The sequence below is a fragment of the Hirschia litorea genome (genome assembly GCF_042665075.1).
GTDB classification, from domain to species: domain Bacteria; phylum Pseudomonadota; class Alphaproteobacteria; order Caulobacterales; family Hyphomonadaceae; genus Hirschia; species Hirschia litorea.
The window spans coordinates 1,267,801-1,294,068 of sequence record NZ_JBHTBR010000002.1 but is presented as its reverse complement, the minus strand read 5'-3'; the positions used below and the strand labels follow the sequence as shown (position 1 = coordinate 1,294,068).

Sequence of the window (26,268 nt, the reverse complement as noted above, 5' to 3'; positions counted from 1 at the left end):
GCACAATTCTTGAGAGTTTTAGATGATTTTATGGGTGGCTGTGAGGTCGTTGGCCCTAAGGTGTTTCAAGCACAAATCGGCGATAAAGTGGCTGTGTTGGCCGCGCATTATCCCCGATCAAAGCTCTAAAGGCTGCAATTTGGGTTTTTGAAACGCTTAATGGTGTTTGTAAAACGGTCCAGCTTACGATTTCTGAACATGGTGGTGTTGTAAGGGAGCCTTGGTAACGAAATGCAGCACGATTGGTGGGGAGAAGATCTTCCATATCGAGGTTGAAAGCGACGGCTGCCTTGCCCTCTGAGAGCGGCGCTGACCACCACATAGGGTCAAGTTCGGCATTGTTAGCTCCTTCAGCAAACATCACAGCAATGTTTGCAAGCGTGCCATCGCTTGCCTTGTGAACAAAATGTGCCTCCATAGGGAAGTGCCGCCCATGGATTGTGTGTTCTGATGGGGTATGAAAGTGAAATTGCATAAGCTCATAGGACTTGCCGTCGAGCGTGATCCCGCCTGCATCTTTCACATCTAGCTGGAGTGTGTGTCCATTATTAACGACATCGCCATGCTTAATGGGCTTCCAGTCAATTTGCGGCGCAGACGCGAATGCTGGTGTCGTTGAGTTTATATCAATGGGTGATTGTTGTGTGCCGACCTGACAAGCTGCATTTGCACTATCTTTTTCGCCCCAATGTTCTGGCCCGCGTGGTCCTGAATAATCCCAATGTGTTGAGCTATGACGACTGGCATTGGATGTCGTTGATGCGTGCTGCGCGTGAGGTGTCTGGGCGTTATGTCCGCCGCCTGTGTTTGTCGGTGGGCTGACAGCGTTGGCCGTCATTGTGACGGTTGAAATCGCAATTATAGTCGACCAGAGAAGCGGGCGGCGCATAAACGTCTTCCTTGTATAACGTAAGCTTGGCCCCTTGATGATAACAAGGTTTAGCCAAGTTTTACGTTTTACAATGGCGCTATTTCTTTTCTGAAAGGTTTACGTTCGGTTTGCCGCGTCATTCCGCGCAATAGGGGCGCGCTAATTATTGAGCTGATACCGTAAAGTTTTTAAAGGTCTGTAATGAGTTTTGACCGAAACTTTGTCCCATAGCTCGACCTGTGATTTTTGTAGCAACTTTAGTGACGATAGGGCGTCCGTTTTCATGCGATGCGCACGTTCCTACGAGTTCAAATGTGTCTATCTTTGCAACCATCATCGGCTTAACCGACTCTGTCAGCTCATACTTAAACTGAGTAATTTCCTTGAGTGATTTATCCACATTCACGGTTATACGGGTTTTGCCGAGGATTTTCCGTTCTTGTTTGTCTTCAGCCGAATCTGCATTTGCGTTGAAACTGAAAATGGCTTCTGAATCTGTTTCTGAGACTAATTCGACAGGGCCGCCGATAATTTCGTTGTAATCATCGCACCAAATCTCGCCGTCTTGGTCTTCGTTTAATTCTTCTTCTATATCGGCTTGGTCGCCTTCGGTTGGGAAGGTTTCAACTCGAACTTTTATGCCTGTTTCAGCAGAGTTTTCGATTTGATAAACTAACTTTCCCCATTCCTCATCATCCACTTGAATAATTTCAGACTGGTAACTGACTTTGGCAGGTGTCGCGTCACTTTTAGGCAAAGCGGCTTCCTTAAATAGGTGTGGCCAAGTGGGGTCTGCATTTGCGCTTAGCGGCATTGCCAATCCAAAGGCCGGAAGGAGAATAGATAAAAATCTCGCGCGTGGGGAAAACATGTGTAGCTCACTTCTGGATGCTGAGGATTGGGAATTAGAGCAGTATTCTCGATATTCGATAAATGACAATAAAATATAGACAAAAATATGGCTATATGAATGTGATAAAGATATACCATTATGCATATCAGTCTTGATGTATTATCTGTTTTCGCATCCCTAGGGTTAAGGTATATCTTTTCTCGAGCGCAGACATGAAGCGCCAAATATACACCTAAGCAAGCATAGACTTTGCGAGGGAATGAATAGGGAAGTGATTATGAGCCAGATTGAAAACAACCAAGCACAAGAGACAATGTCTTTTCCATTGGGCGGCTTTTACCTGACAGCATTTATTCCAACAAATGTGAAATCATCTGTTGAAACCAATATTGAACCAACAGTTACAAAGTCTAAGCAGACTTTCGGTGATGTTCTTGGGTATGTTTTGGCTGCATTTGGAAATGCACGCCCTATCTAAATTAAACAAGTGTTGAATTTTTCAATATGATGCGTCAGTCTCCCTATAATATAATAGGGAGAGGGTTTCATGGCTTGGAATAATTCACATAGACTTGCATACACAGGTATAGCCCTCTTGATGAGTTTAGGGCTTGCTGCTTGTTCACCTTCTGATGAAAAAACATCGCCTCCGGACACAATGGTTTCGGAGGAGGCAAAAGAAATGAATGGCCAAGCGGGTATGGTTGATAAATTTGTCCCTACGCGCTTCCAAGCTCATGTTTACGGCGAAATCGCTGAACAATCCTCTGAATATAAGCCGCAAATTATATTGCTTCCCGGCCTCGCATCCTCTCCTGAGGTGTGGAATGCGACACGTGATCAATTGGAAAACGATTTTGAAGTGCATGTTTTGCACGTAAATGGGTTTGCAGGCTCCCAAGCGGGTGCAAATGCGGAGCCGGGCGCTTTATCTGCGCTGGCTGATGAAGTGGCTGCTTATGCCGAGCAAATGGATGACCCAATATTAATAGGTCATTCTATGGGCGGCATTGTAGCGCTCATGGTGGCGATTTCTCATGAAGATGCCGTTTCTAAAATCATGAGTGTTGATGTGCTGCCTTTCTTTTCTGTGCTGATAAATCCTATGGCAACAGAGAAGAATATGGTGCCTGCGGCGGAAAAAGCGCGCGATGAGATGTTGGCGCAAACGGACGCTGAATTTGAAGAAAGCCAGATTGCTGCGATGAAGCGTCTGTCTAAGTCGGCAGAACATGCAGCCCTTACCGCTGAATGGACAGTCACATCGGATCGGGCGGCTGTCGCTAATATAATGTATGATGTGCTGACACAGGATCTTCGTAAGCAAGTGTCAAATATCAAAATTCCTGCAACAGTGGTGTATGCATTTGACGAAAGCGCAGGCTTTCCTAAGGCTGTGGTGGCGGGCGTTTATCAAATGAATTATGCCAACCTCAAAGGCGTAGATTTACGAATGATTGAGGATGCACGCCATTATGTGATGCTGGATCAACCCGAGGCCTTTGCTGAAGAAATAACGCGCTTTGTCACGTCGTCGCAATAGACGTGGGAGCATTGCTTTTTTTGCGTTGAGAAAATAACGTCCCGCCCAATGTTCAAGCATCGAAGAATGATGCGCGAACGCGTAAATTCAAGGCGGGCTTCTCATGGAAAAATATGTATTTGATTCTGGTGTCGCGGGGCCAGCCTTAGTGATTACGGGCGCGGTGCATGGGGATGAACGCGCCGGACCAGATGCAATCGGCGCATTTCTTGAGGGATGGGATCGTGTCCTGAAAAAAGGACGTGTAACGCTCGTACCTGTTGTGAATGAAGCTGCGCGTGCACAAAACACACGTTTTGTGGATGTAGACCTTAACCGCTGTATGGGCGTTGAGGCATTGGGTGAGCTAAGCGAGCACAAGATTGTACCAGCCGTGCGCGCCTTACTTGCCGATCATGATGTGTTGTTGGACCTCCATAGCTTTCGAAAGGGCGAAGGTGCATTTGCGCTTTTGGGACCAAAGGATAATCAAGACGGGCTTGAGCCTTTTGCTCATGAGGAAGCAGAAACAGCTTTTGGAGCGTCTGTGGGGATTAAGCGCGTTTTGCATGGTTGGTTGGGTTCATACAATCGCGCATTGGCAGACTTTAACGCGTCGATCGGGAAGACAGATGACCCTTATCCTGCCCTAGAAAAGAGTGTTGGAATGACAGAATATATGCGCAATGCTGGTGGTTATGCGTGCACGGTTGAGTGTGGTCAGCATGATGCGCCAGATTGTATTGATAATGGTGTATCTGCCATTCGAGGCGCACTTGTAGGCTTGGGTATGATTAGCGGCGAGATCCCAAAAGTTGATGGCGGATTTGAATGCTATGAGCTTTATGATGTCGTGATTAAATCGCATGAAGATGATGGTTTGCTTGTCGATAATATCAGCAATTTTGACGTCTTGCCCAAAGGTGAGCCGATAATGCGTGTTGGTGGGGAATTATTCAGTCTTGATGAAGAAGGCGTGATTGCGATGTTTCCCAAAGTGGGTGGCAAGATTGGGGAATCTATCTTGACACTTGCGCGACCATCGAACCGATTAGGATAGAAGTAAGAGGCAGACTTAACGTCTGCCGCCCATCAATGCGCCGATACATCCGACCATGCAGCCAAGCAAGACGGCAAGAATGCCGTAGAAATATGGGTGGTCGTGCGACAGCTCAAATAATGCATGCTCTACACCTTTGCGAGATAGGGTGAGAGGTGTTTCCGCTTCAGCGAGTAATACGCCGTCTTGGAAGAGCAAAATGCGCACATCATATTCGCCTGGGGGAGCGGCGGCAGGTAAGTCTATGTCTGCACGAATAAGACCGCCATCGAGACGTTCAAGTCCCGTATCATGGGTACTGAATAATCCATCTTCAGCTTTTAAATCTGCAAATGCTTTGCGCCACATTGCAAGATTTGGATTTGTCATATCTGCGGGAGCGGGCATGGCGCTATAGCGTGGGTTTACGCCTGCAATGATGAAGGCTTCATTTGAGCCTTCTTCGCGCAGAGTTGTTTCTGTTGCGATTGCGAGCACGGCGGGAGCAGAGACAAATTCAAACCGCTCTTTTGTCTTTTCCTTTTGGCGCACAACAACATAGGGCCGGTGCGGGCCGACAAGTGCGACGGCAAAAGCGACATTGGGGTTATCCCATTCATCAGACACAGCAAACAGGGTGATGCGCGTGCCGGAAAAATCTACATCTACCTTGATTTCAGGTTCTGATAGTGCAGCCGAAAGGCGTGGTTTCGACGTTAAGTGAGGTTTGCCTTCTTTTTGGGGCGGAGCTTCTGCAAGCGTCAGCGGGCAGTTGCCAGCGAAGATTGCAGTTAGACTTGCAAAAATAGCTATGCGCAGGGATGAGAGGCGTAATCTCATTTGAGTGCCTCCAAGGTAAATTCTGCGTTTGAACCAAAGAAGAGGTCGAAAGCGATTTTTCCGCCCATTGCGAGCACGACAAGGGCAAGTAGGAAGCGCAATTGTGCGGCATTTAAGTATTGTCCTGTTGCTGCACCAAGACGAGCACCAACCACGCCACCAGCCATGAGAACCGCCGCAAGAACAATGTCGACTGTTTGGTTCACCGCAGCTTGTAGGAAGGTCACGAACGCAGTTAGGAAAATGATTTGAAACAGGGATGTACCAACCATAACACGTGTCGGAACACCTAATAGATACACCATTGCTGGTGCGAGAATAAATCCGCCGCCGACGCCAAGTACAGCTGCGAGGAAGCCAACAAAGAATCCAATTAGGATTGGCGGGATCATGCTGATATATAGGCCAGACCTTGGAAAGCGTCGCTTGAATGGTAAGGCACGCGTCCATTTGCGCATAGCGCTGCGGCGTTTGGGATCTTTATTGCCGTCACCGCCTTTGCCGAGCGCGGGGCCGATGCTTTCCCAGAACATAAGGCCGCCGACAATGCCGAGAAAAACCACATATGAAATGGCGATAACTTCATCAATATTGCCAGAGGATCGGAGTATTTTAAAAACCCATACCCCAAGCCCTGACCCCACTAAACCACCGGACATCATATAGAGGCCCATGCGGACATCGACCGCGCGGTTCTTCCAGTGTGCAGATGCGCCTGCGATTGAAGTTGCGAGAACTTGGTTGGCTTGCGTAGAAACGGCAACAACAGCCGGTACGCCTGCAAACATTAAAAGAGGGGTGAGCAGGAAGCCACCTCCCACACCGAACAAGCCCGACACAAACCCTACACCCGCTCCGATGGCAATGATCACAAAGGGATCAACAGCTATTTCGGCAATGGGTAGGTGTATCTGCATGTCTTTTTCCATGGGGTCGCAAAGAAAGTATTGCAACCACTCTTACTGGATAAAACTAGCAATATCTAAAGAAAAGTCTTCCCATGGAGCCAATAAGAGACAAAATAAATTATTCCGTCTCTTATCAATCACATAAGTGTTTTGACCTCAGCCTAAATTCCGCTTGAGGCTACAGAACGCAATTGCTGCATCAGGGAATCGGAAATATCACCTGTTGGTTCAAAGCCATTTTGCATTTCAAACGTGCGAATCGCTTCACGTGTTTGCGGGCCCATGATGCCATCCGCGCTCAATTGTGTGCCCGTAATACGAGAGAGAAGGCGTTGCGCTTCTGCAATTTGAGTTTTAACGGGAGCATTCCAAGCCTGCGCACCAAAGCGTCCATTTGCGATGCCATTCACTGCGCGTGGAATAAAGTTATCAACTTTGCTCGTGACGTTACGTGCTTCAGCAGGTGAGAGGTTTTTAAGAATGTCTCGTGCGCGACGAGAACCATCTGCATCACCATTCCGGCCTGCAATTTCAAACCAGTAAGCTGCTTTTGCTGGGTCGGCTGAAACACCTAAGCCTTGCTCATAGAGCACACCAAGATTGTATTGGCTGTCGATGAGGCCATGTTCAGCAGCGCGTGTGAACCATTCAACACCACCGACGAAAGACTGTTCGCCGCCTTCGCCTTCAGCATAAAATACCGCTAGATCATGCATTGCTTTCACATTGCCGTTTTCAGCTGATAGTTTTGTCCACTTGCGGCTTTCTTTAATCGAACGAGGGACACCTTCGCCGCGTTCATAAAGTTTACCCATGCGATATTGTGCGGCTGCGAGACCTTGGTCTGCTGCCTTGCGCATTGTTTCGGCTGCAACTTTTTTCTCGCCAGCGGCCAATTGTTTGATTGCCAGTTCATGTAGCGCAATTGGTGAACCTGCTTCAGCAGCTGATTCTAGAGTGACAGCTGCGGGTGCCGGTGCTTCCGCTGCGTTCGTACGAGAAGAGGCAAAGGCATCCAAAGGTGAAACGCGTTTTGAAGGCGCAGAAGTTGGTGTTGCTTCCTGTGGGTTTGCTTCACGGATGTTTTCAGATGTTAGAATTTTAGCATCTTCAGGGAATAAGAGCTGTTCATCAATCTGAGCGCCGGTCTCATCATCCACCAGATCAGTCGAATTTAGGCTGGCTTGTGTATCTAAGGCTTCTTCACTTGCATCAAACAATGTGTCTTCATCTTCGCTAAATGCGTTTGCGTCTGAGGCGTCTGGGTTAAATTTAGGCGGTGTAACAGAGAAAGCTTCATCGGAATTTACTTGCTTTCCGCGCATGGCCATCATGCCAGCGCCGCCAACAACTGCCGCAGCCAATACACCTGCTGCAACCATTGGAAGTTTACTGTTTTTGCGGTCTTCGTTTCCAGAAATAGCCGCTCGATTATCTGCACCACGTTCTTTAGCGGCGCGGCGCGCTTCGTTTAAGAAGTCTGATGAATTATTGCTGGCGCGTCCAAACGGGTCATCATCCAGTCCTTCGTCAGAGCGCATATGATAAGCAGCGCTTTCGGGTGGAAGGTCTGCTTCATATTCTAGCTCAAGTGATGAAGTGAAGGCATCTGTATCGGAATCGCCAAATTTATGTGCTGGGGCAGATGTGGATTCTTCATCTGTGAAAGCATCAGTAGCTTCGTCATTCTGACGGAAGAGTTCTGCTTCTTCTTCAAGCTGAGCGCGTTGCTCTGCTAGTTCTGCTGCAAATTCTCTGCGTGCATTATAGGCAAGGTCTGCAATGTCTTCATCTTTAAGAGTCGCGCTTTGTGCGTCGGCTGAGTTATCCTCTTGAACCGAAGTAATATATTCATCTTCAAAGACAGGCGGCGCAGCAATATCTTCAACAAGGCTGTCGTCAAATATGCTTGCTGCATCTGACTGGCTTTCTTCAAGGTCTGACAACATTTCAGAATCGTCGGCATCAACTTCCAAATCATCATCTTCAATGAATGTGTCAAAACCATCCAAAGATACGTCAGATGTTTCTTTGTCTGATTTAGGAAGTGGAGGAGGAGCAATGCCAGCGTCAAATTCAGCTTCATCGTCTGATTGCGGCGACATGTCTTCTAAACGTTGCGCAAGCGAAGAGACCGTGTTTTGCACAGGAGAAACGATGCGCGCAGATTCTTCACGCGCTTCTTGTAGGCGGCGCTCAATATCTTCCATAGCAGAAGACACATGCGTGCGTGTCTCCTGGGATACTTCGTCAATTTTGTCGTATATGTTTTCAAATGCGTCTTCATTGCGGGCTTGAAGGCGCTCTGTAGCGCGCGCGACATGCTCACCAACTTGCTCAATGGCTTCTGCGCTACGGCGTTGGTTTTCGTCTATTTTTTCATTCGTATCGTTGAGGCGCTCTTCCATGTGCGCTGCAATTTTGCTGATTTGATCAGCGAGCGGTCCCATTTGCGCATTCTTACCGCTTTCGATGGATTGAAGGCGGTTATTGATAGTGTCCGTTACATTGTTGAGTTCTTGACGTAGCTCGTTTGCAATACTTTCAGACGGATTGCGCTCTTCGACGCTGCGAAGACGTTCATCTAATGCTTCTGATAGGCGCTCAAATTGGCTCGTGATGAGTTCTACCGCTTGAAGCTGGCGATCTTCTGCTGCTGCGATATCTGCTTGCACGATTTCCATCTGCTGTTGCAGAGATTCTAGAGCAGCAGGTTGTACATTGTTGTTTTGGCTTACAATTTCTTCAGTACGAGCGCGTGTATCTTCAATTGATTTTGAGAAATTGTCAGCGATCGCAGACAGCTTTTCTTCAAATTCAGTTCTGAGGTTTGACGTTTCTCCGACCTTTTCCTGAACTTCATCTAAGCGCTCATCAAGCGAAGAGTATGATTTTTCGAGTGTTGAGATTGCATTGGCTTTGCTTTCTTCGGCAGCTGTGAAGCGGTCGTTTATGCGCTCCATCGCTGCTTGAAGTGTCGCTAATGCGTCTTCTGATGATTTGCCTGATTGTTCCGCTTTTTCGACGCGATTGCTCACATCTGACACTTTAGCAAACATTGAGGTAACGTTCTGCTGTGCCGATGATAGGCGCTCTTCTACGTCGCTGATGCTGCCGAACAGCTTGTCTGCTAGTTCTTTGTTGCGGCGGTTTATCTCATCTGATGTCTCGGTGGCTTGGCGCTGCGCGATAGACATGGCGCTATCAGCAGTGTTCAACGCTTCATCGAGTTTGGCATCGGTGTGAGATGCAAACGATTTTAAGCTGTCGCGCAGATCATTGAATGAAGACTGAGAAGATTTTAATGCATTCTCGGCTGTACGGTGAGTGTTGTTTAGGCGGTCTTCTAAAGTTGTAAAACGCTCTTCAGATTTGCGAGACTGCGCGCGGGCAACATCAAGCGCATTTTCTGTGCGGCCTAAAACATCGCGAAGCCGGTCATCAGTGTTGCGCTCAACACGATCAATGCGGGAAAGGCTTTCATCTTGTTTGCGTGTGGTTTCGCTAAGACGGCTCTCCATTGAGCCTAAGCGATCTGTGAACTCACGGCCTAATCGTTTTGTTGCATCGGAGACAGAGTCATCGACGCGACGAGAGATATTGTCGACTTCTTTGGAAAGGTGAGACACGCCGCGTTCAACATCGTTACGTAATGCATCTTGTTCATTGGTAACTTGATCTTGCGTGTCGTGAACTTGCTTTGCGAGCTTGGTAAGCGCACCTTCCAGCGCACGCATAGCATCAAGCATGCGGCGGGAATTGTCTTTACGGCTGAGTGAATCTAGGCGTTCTTCAAGCGAGGCATGCGTTGTGCGCATGTCGTTTAGTGCGCTGTCAAAACGGGTAGACATGCCTGCTTGTGTGCGCTCGGTAGATTCTAGACGATTGAGCAGAGTGAGCATGGATTGATCCACGCCTGCGAGCGCTTGGGTTGAGCGGTTTTCGCCAGCATTCATGCGGCGGGCAATTTCTTCCAACGTCTCAGCAACTTCAGACACACGTTCAGCACCAGCTTCACCGCGCATGATTGGGTTGAGAGGGGAGTAAGACTGTTCCGTGTCGGATTCGCCGCTATCTTCTAATAGAAGGCGGTTCAGATAACTTCCAAGAGTTATGCCATCTCGTTGAGCGTGCTCACGTGCTTTTGCACGGGCTTTAGGGTCGATCCCTTTAACACTCCAAGGTGCATTCCCCATCCTTGGCTCCAGTCTAAAATTACTAACGCCGAGTTAATCAACTCTGGCAAATTATATTCAAATCAATGAATGCAGTGATCTGTCTTAAAAGGGGGTTAATAGAATGCGCCAATAGGCAGAATTTTCAGTGTTTTCTTCACAATTGGTAAATTTTAACCAGCTGGGGTGGGGATGTGTTCGTCTCGTGACTGCGTTTAGTTTGGAAATATCACTTGACGTTCACGTAATGGTTAGGTATAGCTGGTTGTAAATAAGCCAATAAAAATATCAGGCAAAGACGGGAGAAAACATGCGTTCTTACAGCATTGGTGAACTCGCTAAAGAGTTTGGTGTCACGCCGCGTGCACTACGCTTTTATGAAGATAAAGACTTATTGCATCCTACTCGAAATGGAATGCACCGCGTTTATTCGTATAAAGATCGTGGTCGCTTGCAATTGATTTTGCAGGGGAAAAATATTGGGCTGTCGCTTTCTGAAATTCGTGAACTTCTTGATGTGTATAATTTAGAAGGACCGCGTGTTCAGATGGAGTTGATGCTTGAGCGTTTCCGCGATCAAGTAACGAAACTTCAAAAACAACGCGAAGATATTGATGGCGCAATTGCGCAGATCAACGAGAATATCGGGCTCATTGAAAACCACTTGGCCAAGCCAAGTAATGATGACACGCCGATCCGCAAAACGAGTTCAGTGAATACCGCTGCTGATGCGGCGGAATAAACTCCAGTATCGTTCTAAAATTTTGAATCTTAAACACGTTTTTATCAAAAGCAGGTGACACTATGCCTCGTTATGACGCTCCCGTGCGCGATATGCGCTTCATCCTAAATGAAGTTCTAAACATACACTCATACAATAATCTCCCAGGCTTTTCTGATTTGTCAGAAGACCTTGTGGATGCCATTTTGAATGAAGGTGCGAAATTCACAAAAGAAGTGCTTCATCCTCTAAATGTCGTCGGTGACAACCAAGGTGTTGTGCGCAATAGCGATGGAAGTGTGAAGACCCCTGATGGTTTCCCTGAAGCCTATAAAGCCATGACAGAAGGTGGATGGACAACGCTTTCAGCCAACCCTGAATTTGGTGGTCAAGGTTTGCCACACGTGTTGGATGTCGCTGTCAGTGAGATGATGTCATCTGCGAACATGGCGTTTGCTATGTATCCGGGACTAACTCACGGTGCGGCTTCTGCTATTGAAGCGGGCGGCTCTCAAGAACAGAAAGAAACCTATCTACCTAAGATGGTATCGGGTGAGTGGGCAGGTACAATGAACCTGACTGAGCCTCACTGTGGTACTGATTTGGGAATGATGAAGACCAAAGCTGTTCCACAAGCTGACGGAACATACAAAATATCAGGTCAGAAGATCTGGATTTCTGGTGGTGAGAACGACTTTACAGACAATATCATTCACCTTGTTTTGGCTAAAATTGAAGGCGCGCCTGAAGGTATTAAAGGTGTGTCTCTGTTTATCGTGCCGAAATTCATTCTGGATGCTGATGGCAATCCAGGTGAACGCAATGCGTGTGGATGTGGTGGCCTAGAAGAGAAAATGGGTATCCACGGAAACGCGACATGTGTGATGAATTATGATGGTGCAACGGGATATCTTGTAGGCGAGCCAAACAAAGGCATGCGTACAATGTTTGTGATGATGAACGCTGCACGTCTGGGCGTTGGTTTGCAAGGTTTGGCGCAATCTGAAATTTCATATCAGAACGCTGTTGATTTTGCTAAAGACCGTTTGCAAAGCCGTTCTGTTTCCGGTCCTAAAGCGCCAGATAAACCAGCTGACCCTGTGATCGTGCATCCAGATGTGCGCCGCATGTTGATGGACCAAAAAGCCTTTAATGAAGGTGCTCGCGCATTTGCATATTGGACAATGCTTCAAAACGACCTTGAGCATCGTTCTGAAGATGAGGCTGTTCGCGAAAAAGCAGGCGATTACATGGGCTTGTTGACGCCAATCGTAAAAGCCTTCCTCACGGATAAAGGATTGCAAGGCTGTATTGATGCGCAGCAAATTCACGGTGGTTCAGGCTTCACAAAAGAGTGGGGAATGGAACAATTTGTACGTGATTGTCGTATTGCGCTTATTTACGAAGGTACAAATGGTGTGCAGGCGCTTGATCTTGTGGGGCGCAAATTGCCTTCAAAAGGTGGCCGCGCAATTATGGCTTTCAACGCTGAATTAGACGCATTTATTGCTGAAAACGATAGCGAAGACATGAAGCTATATGTTGATGGCTTGAAGGCGACTAAAGCCCAGCTTCAAGAAGCGACAATGTGGCTGATGCAGAACGGCATGACAAACCCAGACAATGCTGCTGCTGCGTCACACGATTATCTGCACATTTTTGGATATACGACATTTGCTTACATGTGGGCGCGTATGGCGAAAATTGCGCTTGAGAAGAAAGATTCTGGCGACGGTTTTTATGCAGAAAAACTAGCGACAGGGCGTTATTTTGTGACGCGCATGTTGCCTGACGTTGCGGCGCATCTGGCAAAAGTAAAAACAGGTGCTGAACCGCTCTTCCTTCTTGAGGAATCGCAATTCTAATCGGACGCCTTATATCAATAACGTCTACTCTTTTTAGACTTCTATAATAGCGGCAGGTGAGCTGCCGCGCACGGGAGAAAACAAGAATGCCAGATGCATATATTTTTGATGCGGTAAGAACGCCGCGCGGAAAAGGAAAAGCGAATGGTTCCTTGCACGAGACCACATCGCTATCTCTTGCGACGCAAGTGCTTGAAGCGCTGCGCGACCGCAATAACCTTGATACATCCAAGATTGATGATGCGATATTTGGATGTGTGGCACCTATTGGTGAGCAAGGGTCTGATATTGCGCGTATTGCGGTCTTGAATGCTGGGTATGATGAGAAAGTAGCGGGCGTTCAGATTGACCGTTTCTGTGCTTCCGGTCTTGAGTCATGTAACATGGCTGCTGCCAAAGTGATGACTGGTGAAGCTGAAATGGCAATTGGTGGTGGCGTGGAAGCAATGTCCCGCGTGCCCATGGGCTCAAATGGTGGTGCATGGCCTGTCGATCCGTCTGCGGCGATAAAATCTCGCTTTGTACCTCAAGGTATTTCAGCAGATATCATCGCAACTAAATACGGTTTCTCTCGTGATGATTGTGACGCATACGCTGTTGAAAGCCAAAAGCGTGCTGCAAAATCATGGGAAGAGGGACGATTTAAGAAATCCATCATTCCTGTGAAAGACCAAATGGGCGGCATTTTGCTGGATCATGATGAGCACATGCGTCCGGGTACGGATATGCAATCGCTTGCAGGCCTAAATGCAAGTTTCACCATGATGGGTGAGCTTGGGTTTGATGCTGTTGCTCTGCAGCGTTACCCAGAAATTGAAAAAATGAACCATGTTCACCACGCCGGTAACTCATCGGGTATTGTGGATGGTGCAGGTGCTGTTTTGATTGGTACGAAGGAAATGGGTGAGCGTATGGGGCTTAAACCTCGCGCGCGCATGAAAGGTTTCTGTTCGATTGGTTCTGAGCCGACAATCATGTTGACGGGGCCTGTGGATGTCACAGAGAAGCTTCTTGGTAAGCTGAAAATGGACATTAAAGACATTGATCTGATTGAGCTGAATGAAGCGTTTGCAGCTGTTGTTTTGCGTATGATGCAGCATTTCAACATTCCGCACGACAAAATGAACGTGAATGGTGGCGCGATTGCTATGGGACACCCTTTGGGTGCAACAGGCGCGATGATCCTTGGAACAATGGTTGATGAGCTAGAGCGTTCTGACAAAGAAACAGCTCTGGTGACACTGTGTATTGGTGCCGGAATGGGTACTGCAACCGTTATTGAGCGCGTATAAGGGAGACTGACACATGAAACTCACAACATTCTCCTATGAGATTGGTGCAAATGGCGTTGCGGTAGCAAAGTTTGACGTGCCAGAGCGTTCTATGAACACGCTGACAAAAGAGGCGATTGCTGACATTCAAGCGATCACAAAAGAAACGGCTGAAAATGAGGCTGTAAAAGGTCTTGTGATTACATCAGGTAAGGATTCTGGTTTTTGTGCCGGAGCAGATCTTGGTGAAATGCAAACGCTGCTTTACCTCGCAAACAAAGCAAAAACACCTGAAGACTATGAAGCTGTTTTCAACCAAGCATTCACACTCAACCGTGTGTTCCGTGAGCTAGAAACGTGCGGTAAGCCAGTGGCAATTGCCATTAATGGTCTTGCTATGGGCGGCGGTTTGGAATTGGCGCTATCTTGTCACTACCGAATAGTAGCTGATGACAACCCAAAACTTAAACTTGCGCTTCCTGAAGCTAAGATCGGTCTGCTTCCGGGTGCTGGTGGAACGCAGCGTCTTACGCGTTTGACAGGATTACAGGCGGCAGCGCCTTACCTTCTGCAAGGTAAGTCTATGGCACCAAAAGATGCATTAGGTCTTGGTGTTGTGCATGCAACTGCGCCAAGTGCGGAACTGGTTGAAAAAGCATCTGAATGGGTGCTTGCAAATCCAAAAGCTAAAGCGCCTTGGGATGATGACAAGTTTAGAGTGCCAGGTGGCGTGCCAAACAGACAAGCAGGCGCAACGCAGGCTCTGACTGTTGGGAATGCAATGCTGGTAAAGGAAACTTACGGCAACTACCCAGCGCAGAAAAATATCCTTTCTTGTGTGTATGAGGGGCTGCAAGTTCCGTTTGATACTGCTCTAAAAATCGAGAGCCGTTATTTTGCGAAAACAGTTGCGACACCAGAAGCTCAAGGCATGGTGCGGACATTGTTCCAATCCCTTCAGGATCTGTCTAAAGGGGCTTCGCGTCCAGAGGGCGTACCACAATACGAGATTAAGAAAGTCGGTGTTGTGGGTGCAGGTCTTATGGGGGCAGGGATTGCTTATGTGCAAGCTGCTGCGGGCATTGAAACTGTGCTTTTGGATGTGGAGCAAGCATCTGCAGATCGCGGTAAAGAATACTCGCAAAAAATCGTTGACAAAGCTGTTAAGCGTGGTCGCATGACAGCTGAAAAAGGTGAAGCTTTGCTCTCCTTGATCACACCAACGACGGACTATGATGCGCTTAAAGGTGCTGATCTCGTGATTGAAGCTGTCTTTGAAAACCCAAAGATTAAAGCCGAAGTTACAGCTAAATGTGAAGCGCAAATTGCTGATATCGCAGTGATGGGGTCAAACACATCCACATTGCCAATCACAGGTCTTGCAGAAGCGTCAGCACGCCCAGAAAACTTTATCGGTATTCACTTCTTCTCACCGGTAGAGCGCATGGGGCTTGTTGAGATCATCATGGGTGAGAAAACCACTCAAGAGACGCTCGCTAAAGCGATTGACTATGTCTTGAAAATTAAAAAGACACCTGTTGCGGTCAATGATTTCCGTGGGTTCTACACTTCACGCTGCTTTAGCACCTACACACATGAAGGTTTGACAATGCTGAATGAAGGCATCGCTCCAGCCATTATTGAAAATGTAGGACGCCAATCAGGCATGCCAATGGGACCATTGGAAGTGTCTGACAGTGTTGGTCTTGATACAGCATTGAAAATTGGTCGCCAAATGGCCGAAGCTGAAGGCAAGGATTACAATGACGATCCGCTGGGCGCTTTAATGGCTTGGATGGTTGAAGATAAAGCGCGTGTTGGCCGCAAGGCTGGCAAAGGCTTTTATGACTATGACGAGAAAGGGAAGCCTTCAGAAATCTGGAAAGGGCTTGCTGACTATGCTGAAGTGAAAACGACTGAATGTCCGCCGGAAATGCGCGAAGAACTGATTAAACGTCTTCTTGTTCGCCAGAGTGTTGAAGTAGCACGCTGTTTTGAAGAAGGTGTGATCACGGATGCGCGTGATGGAGATGTCGGGTCTATTCTTGCGTGGGGCTTTGCGCCTTACTCGGGTGGTGCGGTATCCTATATCGATCTGAAATGGGGCATTAAAGCCTTTGTTGAAGAGGCTGACCGTCTGGCTGAAGCACATGGTGATCGTTTCCGTCCCGGAGCGATGTTGCGTGAAATGGCGGAAAAAGGCCAAACTTTCTACGAGCGTTTCCCACCTGCTGGAAAGTAGGTCGGTTCTTATGAACTAAATTTATTATAGATCCATGGATCGAATGAAGCCGAGCAACGTTAATGTTGCTCGGCTTCTTTTTTGAGAAAAAGGAGCGTGTGACAATACGGCTTTGACACTGCGTCTGTGCTTTTAAGTGCAGATATGCAATAATCCATAATTAAAAAATGGTTTTTAAGCCTGTTAGATATCAACTTGAATTTGGAGGTGTGAGATGAGTGTATTTTTGACTTTGACTGAAGGCGCTGACTTCATGGAAGAAGCGAATGTTTTAGCTTGCCGACTGTCTCAGAGACTCAAGACAAAAATTCAGGGTTTGACCGCGATGCCTGATCCAACGGGATCATTGCTGATGACGGGATCGGGTATTGGCCTTTATATGCCAAATAGCGGTGTTGTGATGAGCAGCATTCAAGACGCGCAAAGGAATACTTGCGAGAAACTCGAAACCGCCTTTAATGCAGTGTGCTTACGTGAACATATTGAGCCGAAAATGATGTCGGTGCGGCACATTGTTGGGGTTCCAGAGCAAGAGTTTGCTGGGGCTGCGCTATTATCTGCTGGGTTGGTATTTCCTCATGATTGCGGACGTGCTTCAGGCCCATATGGTGTCGCATTTGAGCATACGCTTATGTCTAAACGTCAGCCGGTGATTATCGCAGGGACGGATAAAGACCCTAATCTTTCAACCATTGTAATTGCGTGGGATGGAAGTCCAGAAGCTGCCCGCGCCGTGGCATTGCACGAACGCGTTATCTGTAGTGCTGATCGTGTGGTGATTGCGCAAAATGGCGACAAGCTCAATTTAGAAGATAAGCATGCGCCGGAGAGTAGCGAGCGTATTCGCGAATGGCTTGAGGTGAGAGGGATGGCAACCACTGTTAGACAGTTCTCAGGAAGTGTTGCTGATGGGCTGTTAAAGCTCACTAAGGATGAAGGTGCAGGCATTTTGGTTGCTGGTGCTTTTGGGCATTCGCGGGTTGAAGAAATGATTTTTGGGGGTGTTAGCCGTAGTTTGCTTCGCGCTGAGGACGGGCCAGCTTTAGCGATTGCGCACTAAGTTAGATTTCTTACCAGTATTCGAGTAGGTTAGGCCTAATGCGATGAATAGCTGTGTGTGTGATTCTAATTAGATGGAATTTATGTAAGAGACCTTGAAATTATGCCTATTTTCAACGTGTCGCTGCTATTTCTCGCGTTTAATTTCGGCTTTGTTTAAATACTGCAGCTCTAATGGGGAATTAGTCATTTACCTTCGAGGGTTGTTGGTTAATACAATGCCGCAGCGAATTAAAGGGGACGGGATTTGTTCATGAAGCGCATGCAAAAAAAATGGCTATCAAAAATTGGTTTTATTTTTCCAATCGCTTTAGCATTGGCTTCATGTGGGCAAGGCGCTGAACAGGACAAAGATGCTGGTGCCGATGAAGGACAATCCCAAACTGATGCACCACAATATGTTATCCCAGAACAGTTCGAACTTGTGGCTCCAGAAGAAAACAATGTTGAGCTAGATGTATCAAATTGGGCAATTAAGCCGCCTTTCTATGCGGCAGGCCAAGAGCCTTTTTGGCGTCTGGAATTAAACGATGGTTGGTTCATTTTTCAACGTTTAGGACTTCCTGAAATTGAAGCTCAAGTTGGGGAGCCATCCAAAGAAAATGGAACAGATGTTTTCACCTTGGATGGAATGACTATTTCAATCACTTCTGGAGCTTGTGAAAACGCACAAGCAAATGAGCAAGTGCGCGGCGCTATTTCTGTGATCCATGATGAAGTTGTGTATCAAGGCTGTGTGTATCGTGGCGAGACACAAACGGTTGATGCGGAAGCTGACCCAGAAGAAGCGGAAAGTTCAAATTGGACACGTGAGATCGGTATATATGCGATTGAAGCTGATTATTGTCTTGAAGCCTTGGAAGCGCAATATGAGGATGCCTCCCGCAAAGCCCTAGTGACGGCTATGCAGCCTCGCGAAGAGGGACTAACAGCGTTTGTTTTGGAAACTGCAAAGCGCAATGAGTTTATATGTATTGCCAAAGATACAGGCGGTGTTGAATCGATTGAACCACTTGAAGGAAGTAAGAAAAAAGATTGGATGAATGTATCTGGTCGTTTCTTGCGCGTCGAAAGTGGACCGCCTCCACGTGCGTGTTTGAAGGCCGAGGCTGTACTGGTAGATAACCAGCTAACGGGATATTTGCTGCCGCGCAATTGCCGTCCATAAGCGCAGCTCACACTAATAAGTGATTGTAAATTCTTAGCTAAATAAATCTTGAAGGCACTATGACCAAGATTTGAAGCCAATAGATGATTTGCGTGCATTTGCAGCGTCATCGGCGGCTTTTTTTGCTTTTTGAGCACGCTCTTCTGCCTCAGCCTTTTCACGCTGTACACGCACCATGCGTTCGTGATCGTCAGCGCGTTGGCGGACATCATCAGGCACACCAGATATTAGCGTTCCGATATTGCCGCCGATTGTGAAGCCGGTTGCTGTCACTTTATTGCGGAAACTAAAGCCTAAAGCTGGCTTTTCCGCAGCAGGTTGAGGCGCTGGTTCTGGTTCTGCTAGGGCTGGCTCAGCGATGGTTTCGGCATGCTCAGCTACAGGTTCTGATGTGGCCTCCGGCAGAGGTGTAGGTGCGTCTAAGTCTTCAGGAAGGTCATCAATTAAGATGTCTTCTGGAAGGTCTGGTAGTTCTGTTTCCATAGTCAAAGGAGGAGGAGGCGCGATGGTTTCTTCTTCCTCTGGCAGTGATGGCTCTTGGACTTCTGTGTCAGAAATATCTGCTTTTGGAAGTTCAATTTCACTTGCTGGAAGAGAGGTCTCTAGCTCTCCTAAATCTGGCATATCAGGCAGATTAGGTAGACCTGCGCTATCCTCTAGTTCGGGGAGTTCCGCGTCGATGCCTGGTGCCTGAAGAGGGGCTTCTGCGTCGATAGAAGGGGTTTCAGGCTCTGATAGCGTCGTTGTCATAGACGGCGTTACTGGGACAGCGGGGCGCGATTCTACGACGTGCGTTTTAAATTCAGGGATGATTTCGTCTTCTTGATCATCTTCAATTTCTATTGCTTCATCAGGCGTGATGTCGGTTGAAACAGCTCCTGTTGGTGTTTCTTCGGTAGCAGCGACCGGAGTGCTAGCATCCTGATCGGTATCTGGTGCCTTTGAGGTCTCTGCCTGCTCGGCATCTTCTTCGGTGCTGAGTGTGTCCAGCTCGTCACCTGCAGGGGCACCGTTTATCTCAGCAACCATTTTGCCAACAGCCGCACTCATACCTTCTTTGGTGTAGGGGTCGATGTTGTAAGTTTGGCTAACAGATCCAACCTGCGTTGAAGCTGTATCTTCAATTATTGCAGTATCTGTATTTGGGCCAGGGACGGGCGCTGATTTTGGCGTTTCTTCTTTGGGCTGACCCAAGAAGACAGGTTTTGATTTTAGAACTGGTTTTGTGCTTGATTCAACGGCATCAAGAATTGATGCAATGGCTTGTTCTGTTCCGCGAGCAAAGCGATCAGCTTCACGTGTGAGTTCTGTTACGATATCAGCAAAATTGCGGCCTTCAGCATTTTGAGCTGCTTTCAGGTCATCATGCGAGACATCTTCAAGCACGCGGCCATTGGTTTGTGACAAGCGCACATTGAGTGGCTCACGAATAAGTTCGACTACATACCCTTCTGTTTCCAGAATGACACCGTCAGGAACACGTTCTTTCCAGTCGATTGTACCATTCTGGGTGCGTTCCAGAAGTTTCTCGATGAGTTTTTGTGTCGAGATGTGAAGCATGGTCAAAGTGATCTCTTAAATGGTGTAGTTTGAAACTGATATAAGCCTGATAAGCGTATGCCGAAAGACGTCAATATGGTCAATTCAAGCCGATAACTCAATTAAATGCAGTCATCGGACGGTTTATTACATGCATGAACAGGGCCAATCATGATTTAGAACTAGAAAATGTGATTTTTATGACTCATTTGTATTTGAAAGATGGGCCTTTGTGAGTGGAGATAAAAGGTTTTCTGATAGCCATTTTACGACAGGTACACTCACGGCATCGCCAATAACTTGCAAGGCAGGTGTTTCTTTTTCAGGCAGAATATAATCTTCATTCAATCCCATCAGGCGCGCTGCCTCTCTTGCGTTTAAAGCGCGCAGACGTGCTTTGCCTTTGTGAGTGATCATTAGCAATTGTTTTGAAGAGCCACCAGCAGGTGTACGCAAACACCCCGCTAATCCATCATAACGAATTTCGGCGCGTTGGACTTTGCTGCCATCTTCCATGCGGATACGTCGATAGACGGCACCAGCACGCCATGTTTTCTGTTTCAGGGCTGCATCAAATTTTGCGCGGTGGGCGGGTGACATTTGGTCTATGAGTTTTTGTGTGGCCTCTTCAGAACGCCATTGCGCCTGAGGCACTTTTCTATCGAGGACATCTTCGAGCATGACTGTGCGCGCATCGGGTTTGGGAAGCTTCCACCATGTCCATGCGAGGCGGGAAGTGGGGTCCATACGTGCGACGACTTTTTGTAAGTTTTCAGGATGGTATAAGGGATCGGGGTGATTACTTTCCAAACCGTCGGGGATACGTCCCTTGTGGGCGATAATAAACAATCTTTGACGGGATTGCGGACTGAAAAGAGCTGCATCAATCACCATGGCACCTACGCGATATCCTGCGTCTGCGAGCGTTTCCACGACTGCGATGAAATCACGCCCACGGCGGGAGGAGATAAGCCCGGCAACATTCTCCAGCGCTAATGTGTTGGGCCCGCGTTCATCATCATTCATAGCTTCAATCAAGCGCCAAAAGCCCCAAAAGGCGCTGGAGCGAGGTGCGTTTAAGCCTTTGCGATAGCCTGCAATGGAAATGTCCTGACATGGGAAAGAAGCCCATGCTAACTCTGCATCAGGTATTTTATTGGGAGATAGTGCCCAGACATCGCTGGTATCAAAGCCTGCTGATCCAAAATTCTTGCCGTAGACACGCGCTTTCAACGGATCATTGTCGTTGGCAAAAACGCAGTGAAAACTGTCCTCTAAACCTTTAAGGGCAAAGCCGCCGCCTGCGAAAAATTCCAGCACGCGGGGAAGGTCATTCTTAGGAAAAAGAGAATCAGACATTTTCATAGCGCCAACATTGCGCAAACTTGCCAAAGCTAAAAGCCTGATTGTGGAATGAAATGAAACTGCCTAAGTTTGCAGAATGGAAAATTATGAAGCTTTTATCCGATTTGGCAGTTTTTTAGGCGTATTTATTACGTTTGCAATTCTTGAAACTGTGTTGCCTGACAGGACACGTAAAATGAAACGTATGCAGCGCTGGAGTGGTGCGTTTGCGTTGCTTTTTCTTGGAGGTTTTTTCGCCAAATTAATTTTGCCATTGGGTTTGGCAGTTATAGCGATTTGGGCAAAGAATAATGATTTTGGTATTTTAAATCAATTCTCTAGCTTTCCTGCCTGGGGTGTTTTTGTGTTGAGTTTTCTGGCGTTGGATCTAGCGATATGGGCCCAGCACGTAGCAACGCATAAGATAGGTTTTTTATGGCGTTTGCATCGCGTCCACCACACCGACCCCGATGTCGATGTATCAACAGCTCTGAGGTTTCATCCCGCTGAAATAGCTCTGTCCCTTGGCTGGAAGGTGGCTGTTGTAATTCTGCTAGGGGCGAGTGCTGAGGCTGTTTTGTGGTTTCAGATCGTCTTGAATGCGAGTGCTTTGTTTAATCACGCAAATGTGAAACTGCCCGATAGGTTGGATTCTGTGTTGCGGCCGCTCATCGTGACTCCTGCAATGCATCGGGTGCATCACTCAATTTTGCAAAAGGAGAGTGATACTAATTACGGTTTTTTCTTATCGATATGGGATCGGATATTTGGAACATATACGGCGCAGTTTTCCGAAGCAGGAAAGGCGCAGATCGGCCAAGTGAATTTCCAGTCGCAGAAAGATCAGCGACCGGATCAATTATTCATTCAACCCTTGCGAACTGAAAACTAGATTGCGCGATTAGGCGGTAAGAAACGCATCTCGATGAGCTGAGAGGCGTTCATAATGTCTTCTGGTGGCATGCCTTGCGTATGGTCGTAATATTCTGGAAGACGGAAAACACGTACAAAACGGGAGATGCTGTCGGCGCGGCAAAACAGGGCATCTGCATAAGTGTCTTGGCCTAGCTGACATTCACCCAAAATATCTTTTGGGATTTCTCCGAGGAGAGAGACGCCGATTGTTTCGCCAAGTGGTCCTTTAAATTCCCGCGCTGTTGCGATAGCGGCTCCAACCCAGTCTCCTGTCTCATCGGCTTTAATGCGCATGACGAGGCCATCTGTACTGTGAACCTCAAAGTAAGGGGATTTTTCAGATTTACCTGTGAATACTTCGTATCCATCAAAAGCTTGTTTAATGGCCCACAGGTCAAAAGGAGTTTGGTCTGCTAATCCTGCGACACCGACGCTGGAGATAGTAGAGGCCGGGGCTGAGCTGATAGCGGGCTTTGTCGGTAATAAAGCTGATTTATCACCTGACTTGCTTTTCCGGATCTCATGAATTTGGCGCACAACGTCTTTAATTCCGTTGGGATTGTCGATGGATAAATCTGTGCGGAAAGCTTCGATGGTTAGATCTGGCCCGACAATAAGGTAGGTGGGCGTCCAAATTATTTTAAAAGCTTCCCGAATAGTGGCGTCTGGATCAAGCGCGACAGGATATTCACTATAGCCCTTGTCTTTGAAGAAGGCGTCAACGGAACCCCACTTGCCAAATATTTTGGTTTTGTTGGTGCTTGTTTTGTAATCTTGCGGGGCTGTGTGGAATGATAGATAGCCCACGTCTGGGTCTTGCTCTAAAGCTGTTTTAAGGGCGTTTGCATAGGCAGCATCGTTCAAGCTGTCATGACAGAATAATCCCCAGAAATTGATGATGGTCCAGCGGCCTTTAAGATCAGCCTGTGTGATCTGGCCTCCTGAAGATAACTTGGCAGAAAAGTCGGGTATTTGTTTGCCGAGCAAAGCATGCGATTTTGGGCGGCCCGTATCATCGCGCACAATGTCGATTTCTTCGCGAGTGCTCGCGTTGGGCGATAGGTCGGCAGATGTCTGAAAGGATTTTGGCGCAATCGCAGGGGCACCGTCATCATCATCGTAACAAGCGGACAAGCTTACAGCCATCGCGCAAAGGGCGGCAAATATTGGTTTGGAAATCATAATAAGTGCCCGAATATCCTACAAACATTGGAGAGATAGATAAGTTTATCCCTCTTTAGCGCATTTGAACCATGTCTGTCGCTAGGCGGTTCATTTTAAATATGACCTGTGTGTTGAAGATCACATCTATCAGCGTAATGACCAAAGCCAACCACATGGAAAGGGATTCAAACGTTGATAATTGCGTTGCATTCACCATGGAAAGCACTGCTATCATAAGAAGCGTGAAGAGCGGGGCGAGGGAGAAGAAGAAGTCAAATATTGGGCGATCATTCCCAACATTAGAATACGCAGCCATGCCACTTTGTAAGGATAAATAGATCAGGCAGATAATGGCGACCATGAACATGCCGGCTGCACCCGTGCCTAGATTGATGATGACAATATCTGTCAATGCAAACACTGTGAGATACAGCGAGAACATAATTGAAGAGCCTTCACGAAAGAAGAAATTTAGAAATTTCATTATATTTGCCCTCTGCTTTGCGGTTTTCCGCTTTTGTTACTTGAATATATCGCGTCCTATTGTGGCAGGATTATAATCAAATGTTAAACTTGGCCCGAAGTTCCCCTTTTTTATAGTCTAAATGAAAAACTAGACCTTTGTTTAATTTATGTGCAGCATTCCAAATGTGGTGGGTGAGATTCGTTTCTCGATTGGTATGACTTACAACAAAAGCTGGTTTGGGACATTCAGCGCGAAGGGATGGGCATGGCCATATTTCTTCATCATTACCCAGCATCTTCTTTTGCAGAGAAGGTGCGGCTCGTTTTAGGGTATCTGCAACTTGAGTGGCAATCAGTGGCTATCGAGCCCATTGCGCCGCGCCCCAGCCTTGATTTATTGACTGGCGGGTATCGACGCACACCCGTATTGCAAATCGACTCAAATATATATTGTGATACGACGCTTATTGTTCGCACGCTGGCTGAGCATGCGTTTGACGAGACATTGTTTGCACATGGGTTTGTCGCAGATCGCGTGTCTGAATGGGCTGATAATCAACTCATTGATGTGTGTCGCACGTTGAATATGCGGCCGGAGGCGATAGCGGATACGATTGAACGCATCAGCCCAGGCAAAGCATCTGCATTTAAAAAGGATCGTGCTGAGTTGTTCAAAGGGTCTTCAAAGCTGAAGATAAGTCCTGAAGCGGCACTGTCATCGCTTACGACATACCTTTCGCAGATGAATACATCCATAGAAACGCCATTCTTGTTTGGCGATGAGCCATGTGTTGCAGACTTTTCTGTATATCACTGTCTTTGGTCACTCGCGCAGAGCCCTTTAAATGCGTCTTTATTATATCCGTATGTGAATGTGTGTGACTGGATGGAGCGCATGCATGCGATAGGTCATGGCATGAATGAAGAGTCTGACGAACAGGAAGCGCTGGATCATGCTTTTGATACGTTTGCCGAGCTTCCTTATGTGACGACGCTAATGCTGCCGGGCTTGAAATTGGGTGACTTTGTGCAGGTGACGCCAATTGATTATGGGAATGTTTCAGTCGTTGGGGAATTATTGGCGCTGTCACCTGAGCAGATTATTCTGGGAAGAGAGACGGATGATACGGGGGGGGTGATTTGCCATTTCCCAATTGCAGGCTATGAGATTCAAGTGATTGATGACTGAGTTTGCGTGGCTATATCTAGCGTAAACTGGCCCTTGAAATAGATGCGAGACATATTGGTATGGCAGAGATAGATGTGAAAGCGCTTAAAGCGCGCCCAATCCCCGCATTTGGGCCTGTAAATGAATTAAAGCAGGGCTACCGCACGCAGGTGTCGATTGATTTTGATGGCAAGGCGAATGCTGAAGCTATGATAGATGTGCGTGATATTGGTATTGCTGGGGCAAACCATTATTTCACACCGTCCAACCCACCATATTTTCAAAAAGTGCCGGGCGCGATTGAGCACTTATATTTGCGTGAGAATGTTGCTGCACTTTTGCAGGAAGCCAATACACAATTGAGCGCTCAAGGAATTGAGTTCTATGTGTTTGACGGGTGGCGGCCGCAAGCTATACAGCGTCATTTTCATGGTGTGTGGTTTCCGCAATGGCTGCGAGATAATCGTCCAGATATTGCTGAAGAAAACCTGATGGAAGAGGTGGAGCGCTATTGGTCGCCGCCGAGTGAGGGGAAGGATTCGCCTTCGCCGCATTCAACGGGTGGGGCGACGGATTTAACTCTGAGATATATTGATACGCAGCAGCCTTTATATATGGGTGGCATATTTGATGACCTCACAGAGAATGCACATACAGATTGGTTTGAACGCTCACACGCTGAATCCATGTCGGATATGGAAGCCCAAGCAAATCGTCGGTTATTGTATTGGGTGATGGATGCAATGGGGTTTGCCAATAACCCGACAGAATGGTGGCATTTTTCATTTGGTGATCAGATGTGGGCCAGACTTAAAGGTCACCCTCACGCTATATATGCTGGATGTGAGCCTGCTTAATTATTTGTCCAAAGCATTGGAATGCTGATCTTGCTTTGCGCGTTGTGATGTTGCGAATTTTATAGATAAAATTTGGTTTTCATTAACTAAAATGACGCGATGGGCGGCACAAAGTGACAGCTGGTCGGTAAAAATTGCCTAGGAGTATGGATGATTTTGCCTAGCTTAATGCTTTGTTATTAAATGAGAAAATTTTTAGTCGAAATTTTGCTGAATTTAAAAGCGATTCGTTTTTTGTTAACTCCCAAAGCTCACTATTGGTTGCAACAGAACGGGAGCGGT

General features: G+C 47.3%; 21 protein-coding genes. 12 read left to right on the top strand and 9 right to left on the bottom strand.

Going from position 1 to position 26,268, the window contains the following annotated elements; genetic code table 11:
- Positions 1–55: 55 nt before the first annotated feature.
- Together ACFQS8_RS06075 and ACFQS8_RS06070 are read right to left on the bottom strand one after the other, a co-directional pair.
- Complete coding sequence (locus tag ACFQS8_RS06075; RefSeq protein ID WP_382166370.1) at positions 56–889, bottom strand: carbonic anhydrase; 834 nt, start codon at positions 887–889, stop codon at positions 56–58.
- Positions 890–1,034: 145 nt separating this feature from the next.
- Positions 1,035–1,742 (bottom strand): hypothetical protein, encoded by a 708-nt coding sequence (locus ACFQS8_RS06070; protein ID WP_382166369.1) that lies wholly within the window; start codon positions 1,740–1,742, stop codon positions 1,035–1,037.
- Between the two features lie 259 nt (positions 1,743–2,001).
- Here ACFQS8_RS06070 and ACFQS8_RS06065 point away from each other — a divergent pair, with 259 nt between their 5' ends.
- The 3 genes from ACFQS8_RS06065 (at position 2,002) to ACFQS8_RS06055 (ending at position 4,306) form a co-directional block, all read left to right on the top strand.
- Positions 2,002–2,202: a hypothetical protein gene (locus ACFQS8_RS06065; RefSeq protein ID WP_382166368.1), complete on the top strand. Its 201-nt coding sequence runs from the start codon at positions 2,002–2,004 to the stop codon at positions 2,200–2,202.
- 69 nt (positions 2,203–2,271) lie between these two features.
- Positions 2,272–3,267: an alpha/beta fold hydrolase gene (locus tag ACFQS8_RS06060; protein WP_382166367.1), complete on the top strand. Its 996-nt coding sequence runs from the start codon at positions 2,272–2,274 to the stop codon at positions 3,265–3,267.
- Positions 3,268–3,370: 103 nt separating this feature from the next.
- Positions 3,371–4,306, top strand: coding sequence for a succinylglutamate desuccinylase/aspartoacylase family protein (locus tag ACFQS8_RS06055; RefSeq protein ID WP_382166366.1), 936 nt, complete (start codon positions 3,371–3,373; stop codon positions 4,304–4,306).
- A 15-nt stretch (positions 4,307–4,321) separates the two neighbouring features.
- Here the strand turns inward: ACFQS8_RS06055 and ACFQS8_RS06050 are convergent, their stop codons facing one another.
- From ACFQS8_RS06050 to ACFQS8_RS06040, 3 genes are all read right to left on the bottom strand, one after another.
- Positions 4,322–5,125: a TIGR02186 family protein gene (locus ACFQS8_RS06050; RefSeq protein WP_382166365.1), complete on the bottom strand. Its 804-nt coding sequence runs from the start codon at positions 5,123–5,125 to the stop codon at positions 4,322–4,324.
- Positions 5,122–6,042, bottom strand: coding sequence for a sulfite exporter TauE/SafE family protein (locus ACFQS8_RS06045; RefSeq protein ID WP_382166364.1), 921 nt, complete (start codon positions 6,040–6,042; stop codon positions 5,122–5,124). The genes ACFQS8_RS06050 and ACFQS8_RS06045 overlap by 4 nt, the downstream gene beginning before the upstream one ends.
- Before the next feature lie 152 nt (positions 6,043–6,194).
- Positions 6,195–10,229, bottom strand: coding sequence for a peptidoglycan-binding protein (locus tag ACFQS8_RS06040; RefSeq protein WP_382166363.1), 4,035 nt, complete (start codon positions 10,227–10,229; stop codon positions 6,195–6,197).
- A gap of 289 nt (positions 10,230–10,518) precedes the next feature.
- Here ACFQS8_RS06040 and ACFQS8_RS06035 point away from each other — a divergent pair, with 289 nt between their 5' ends.
- From ACFQS8_RS06035 to ACFQS8_RS06010, 6 genes are all read left to right on the top strand, one after another.
- Complete coding sequence (locus tag ACFQS8_RS06035) at positions 10,519–10,950, top strand: MerR family transcriptional regulator (protein WP_382166362.1); 432 nt, start codon at positions 10,519–10,521, stop codon at positions 10,948–10,950.
- A 62-nt stretch (positions 10,951–11,012) separates the two neighbouring features.
- Positions 11,013–12,794, top strand: coding sequence for an acyl-CoA dehydrogenase C-terminal domain-containing protein (locus ACFQS8_RS06030; protein ID WP_382166361.1), 1,782 nt, complete (start codon positions 11,013–11,015; stop codon positions 12,792–12,794).
- Positions 12,795–12,880: 86 nt separating this feature from the next.
- Complete coding sequence (locus ACFQS8_RS06025; RefSeq protein WP_382166360.1) at positions 12,881–14,086, top strand: acetyl-CoA C-acetyltransferase; 1,206 nt, start codon at positions 12,881–12,883, stop codon at positions 14,084–14,086.
- Between the two features lie 13 nt (positions 14,087–14,099).
- The gene (locus ACFQS8_RS06020; RefSeq protein WP_382166359.1) at positions 14,100–16,307 is read left to right on the top strand and encodes a 3-hydroxyacyl-CoA dehydrogenase NAD-binding domain-containing protein; all 2,208 of its coding nucleotides are present in this window, start codon (positions 14,100–14,102) and stop codon (positions 16,305–16,307) included.
- Between the two features lie 214 nt (positions 16,308–16,521).
- Positions 16,522–17,367 (top strand): universal stress protein, encoded by an 846-nt coding sequence (locus tag ACFQS8_RS06015; RefSeq protein WP_382166358.1) that lies wholly within the window; start codon positions 16,522–16,524, stop codon positions 17,365–17,367.
- A 252-nt stretch (positions 17,368–17,619) separates the two neighbouring features.
- Positions 17,620–18,534: a hypothetical protein gene (locus ACFQS8_RS06010; protein ID WP_382166357.1), complete on the top strand. Its 915-nt coding sequence runs from the start codon at positions 17,620–17,622 to the stop codon at positions 18,532–18,534.
- A 57-nt stretch (positions 18,535–18,591) separates the two neighbouring features.
- On the opposite strand, the gene ACFQS8_RS06005 is transcribed toward ACFQS8_RS06010, so the two are convergent.
- Both ACFQS8_RS06005 and ACFQS8_RS06000 read right to left on the bottom strand, forming a co-directional pair.
- Entirely contained in the window at positions 18,592–20,100 is a 1,509-nt protein-coding gene (locus ACFQS8_RS06005; RefSeq protein ID WP_382166356.1) for a hypothetical protein, read from the bottom strand.
- A gap of 171 nt (positions 20,101–20,271) precedes the next feature.
- On the bottom strand, positions 20,272–21,432 hold the full coding sequence (locus tag ACFQS8_RS06000) for a DNA cytosine methyltransferase (RefSeq protein WP_382166355.1): 1,161 nt from the start codon (positions 21,430–21,432) through the stop codon (positions 20,272–20,274).
- Positions 21,433–21,514: 82 nt separating this feature from the next.
- Here ACFQS8_RS06000 and ACFQS8_RS05995 point away from each other — a divergent pair, with 82 nt between their 5' ends.
- The gene (locus tag ACFQS8_RS05995; protein ID WP_382166354.1) at positions 21,515–22,309 is read left to right on the top strand and encodes a sterol desaturase family protein; all 795 of its coding nucleotides are present in this window, start codon (positions 21,515–21,517) and stop codon (positions 22,307–22,309) included.
- Here ACFQS8_RS05995 and ACFQS8_RS05990 read toward each other — a convergent pair.
- On the bottom strand, positions 22,306–23,514 hold the full coding sequence (locus ACFQS8_RS05990) for a DUF1131 family protein (RefSeq protein ID WP_382166353.1): 1,209 nt from the start codon (positions 23,512–23,514) through the stop codon (positions 22,306–22,308). The genes ACFQS8_RS05995 and ACFQS8_RS05990 overlap by 4 nt on opposite strands.
- 55 nt (positions 23,515–23,569) lie before the next feature.
- Positions 23,570–23,980, bottom strand: coding sequence for a hypothetical protein (locus ACFQS8_RS05985; protein WP_382166352.1), 411 nt, complete (start codon positions 23,978–23,980; stop codon positions 23,570–23,572).
- A 246-nt stretch (positions 23,981–24,226) separates the two neighbouring features.
- Between ACFQS8_RS05985 and ACFQS8_RS05980 the strand changes: the two genes are divergently transcribed.
- A complete protein-coding gene (locus ACFQS8_RS05980; protein WP_382166351.1) occupies positions 24,227–25,150 on the top strand; it encodes a glutathione S-transferase family protein in 924 nt (307 codons plus the stop codon).
- Between the two features lie 59 nt (positions 25,151–25,209).
- Positions 25,210–25,986 carry a M15 family metallopeptidase gene (locus ACFQS8_RS05975; RefSeq protein ID WP_382166350.1) on the top strand — a complete coding sequence of 259 codons (777 nt, stop codon included), beginning with the start codon at positions 25,210–25,212 and terminating at the stop codon, positions 25,984–25,986.
- The last annotated feature ends 282 nt before the right edge of the window (positions 25,987–26,268 follow it).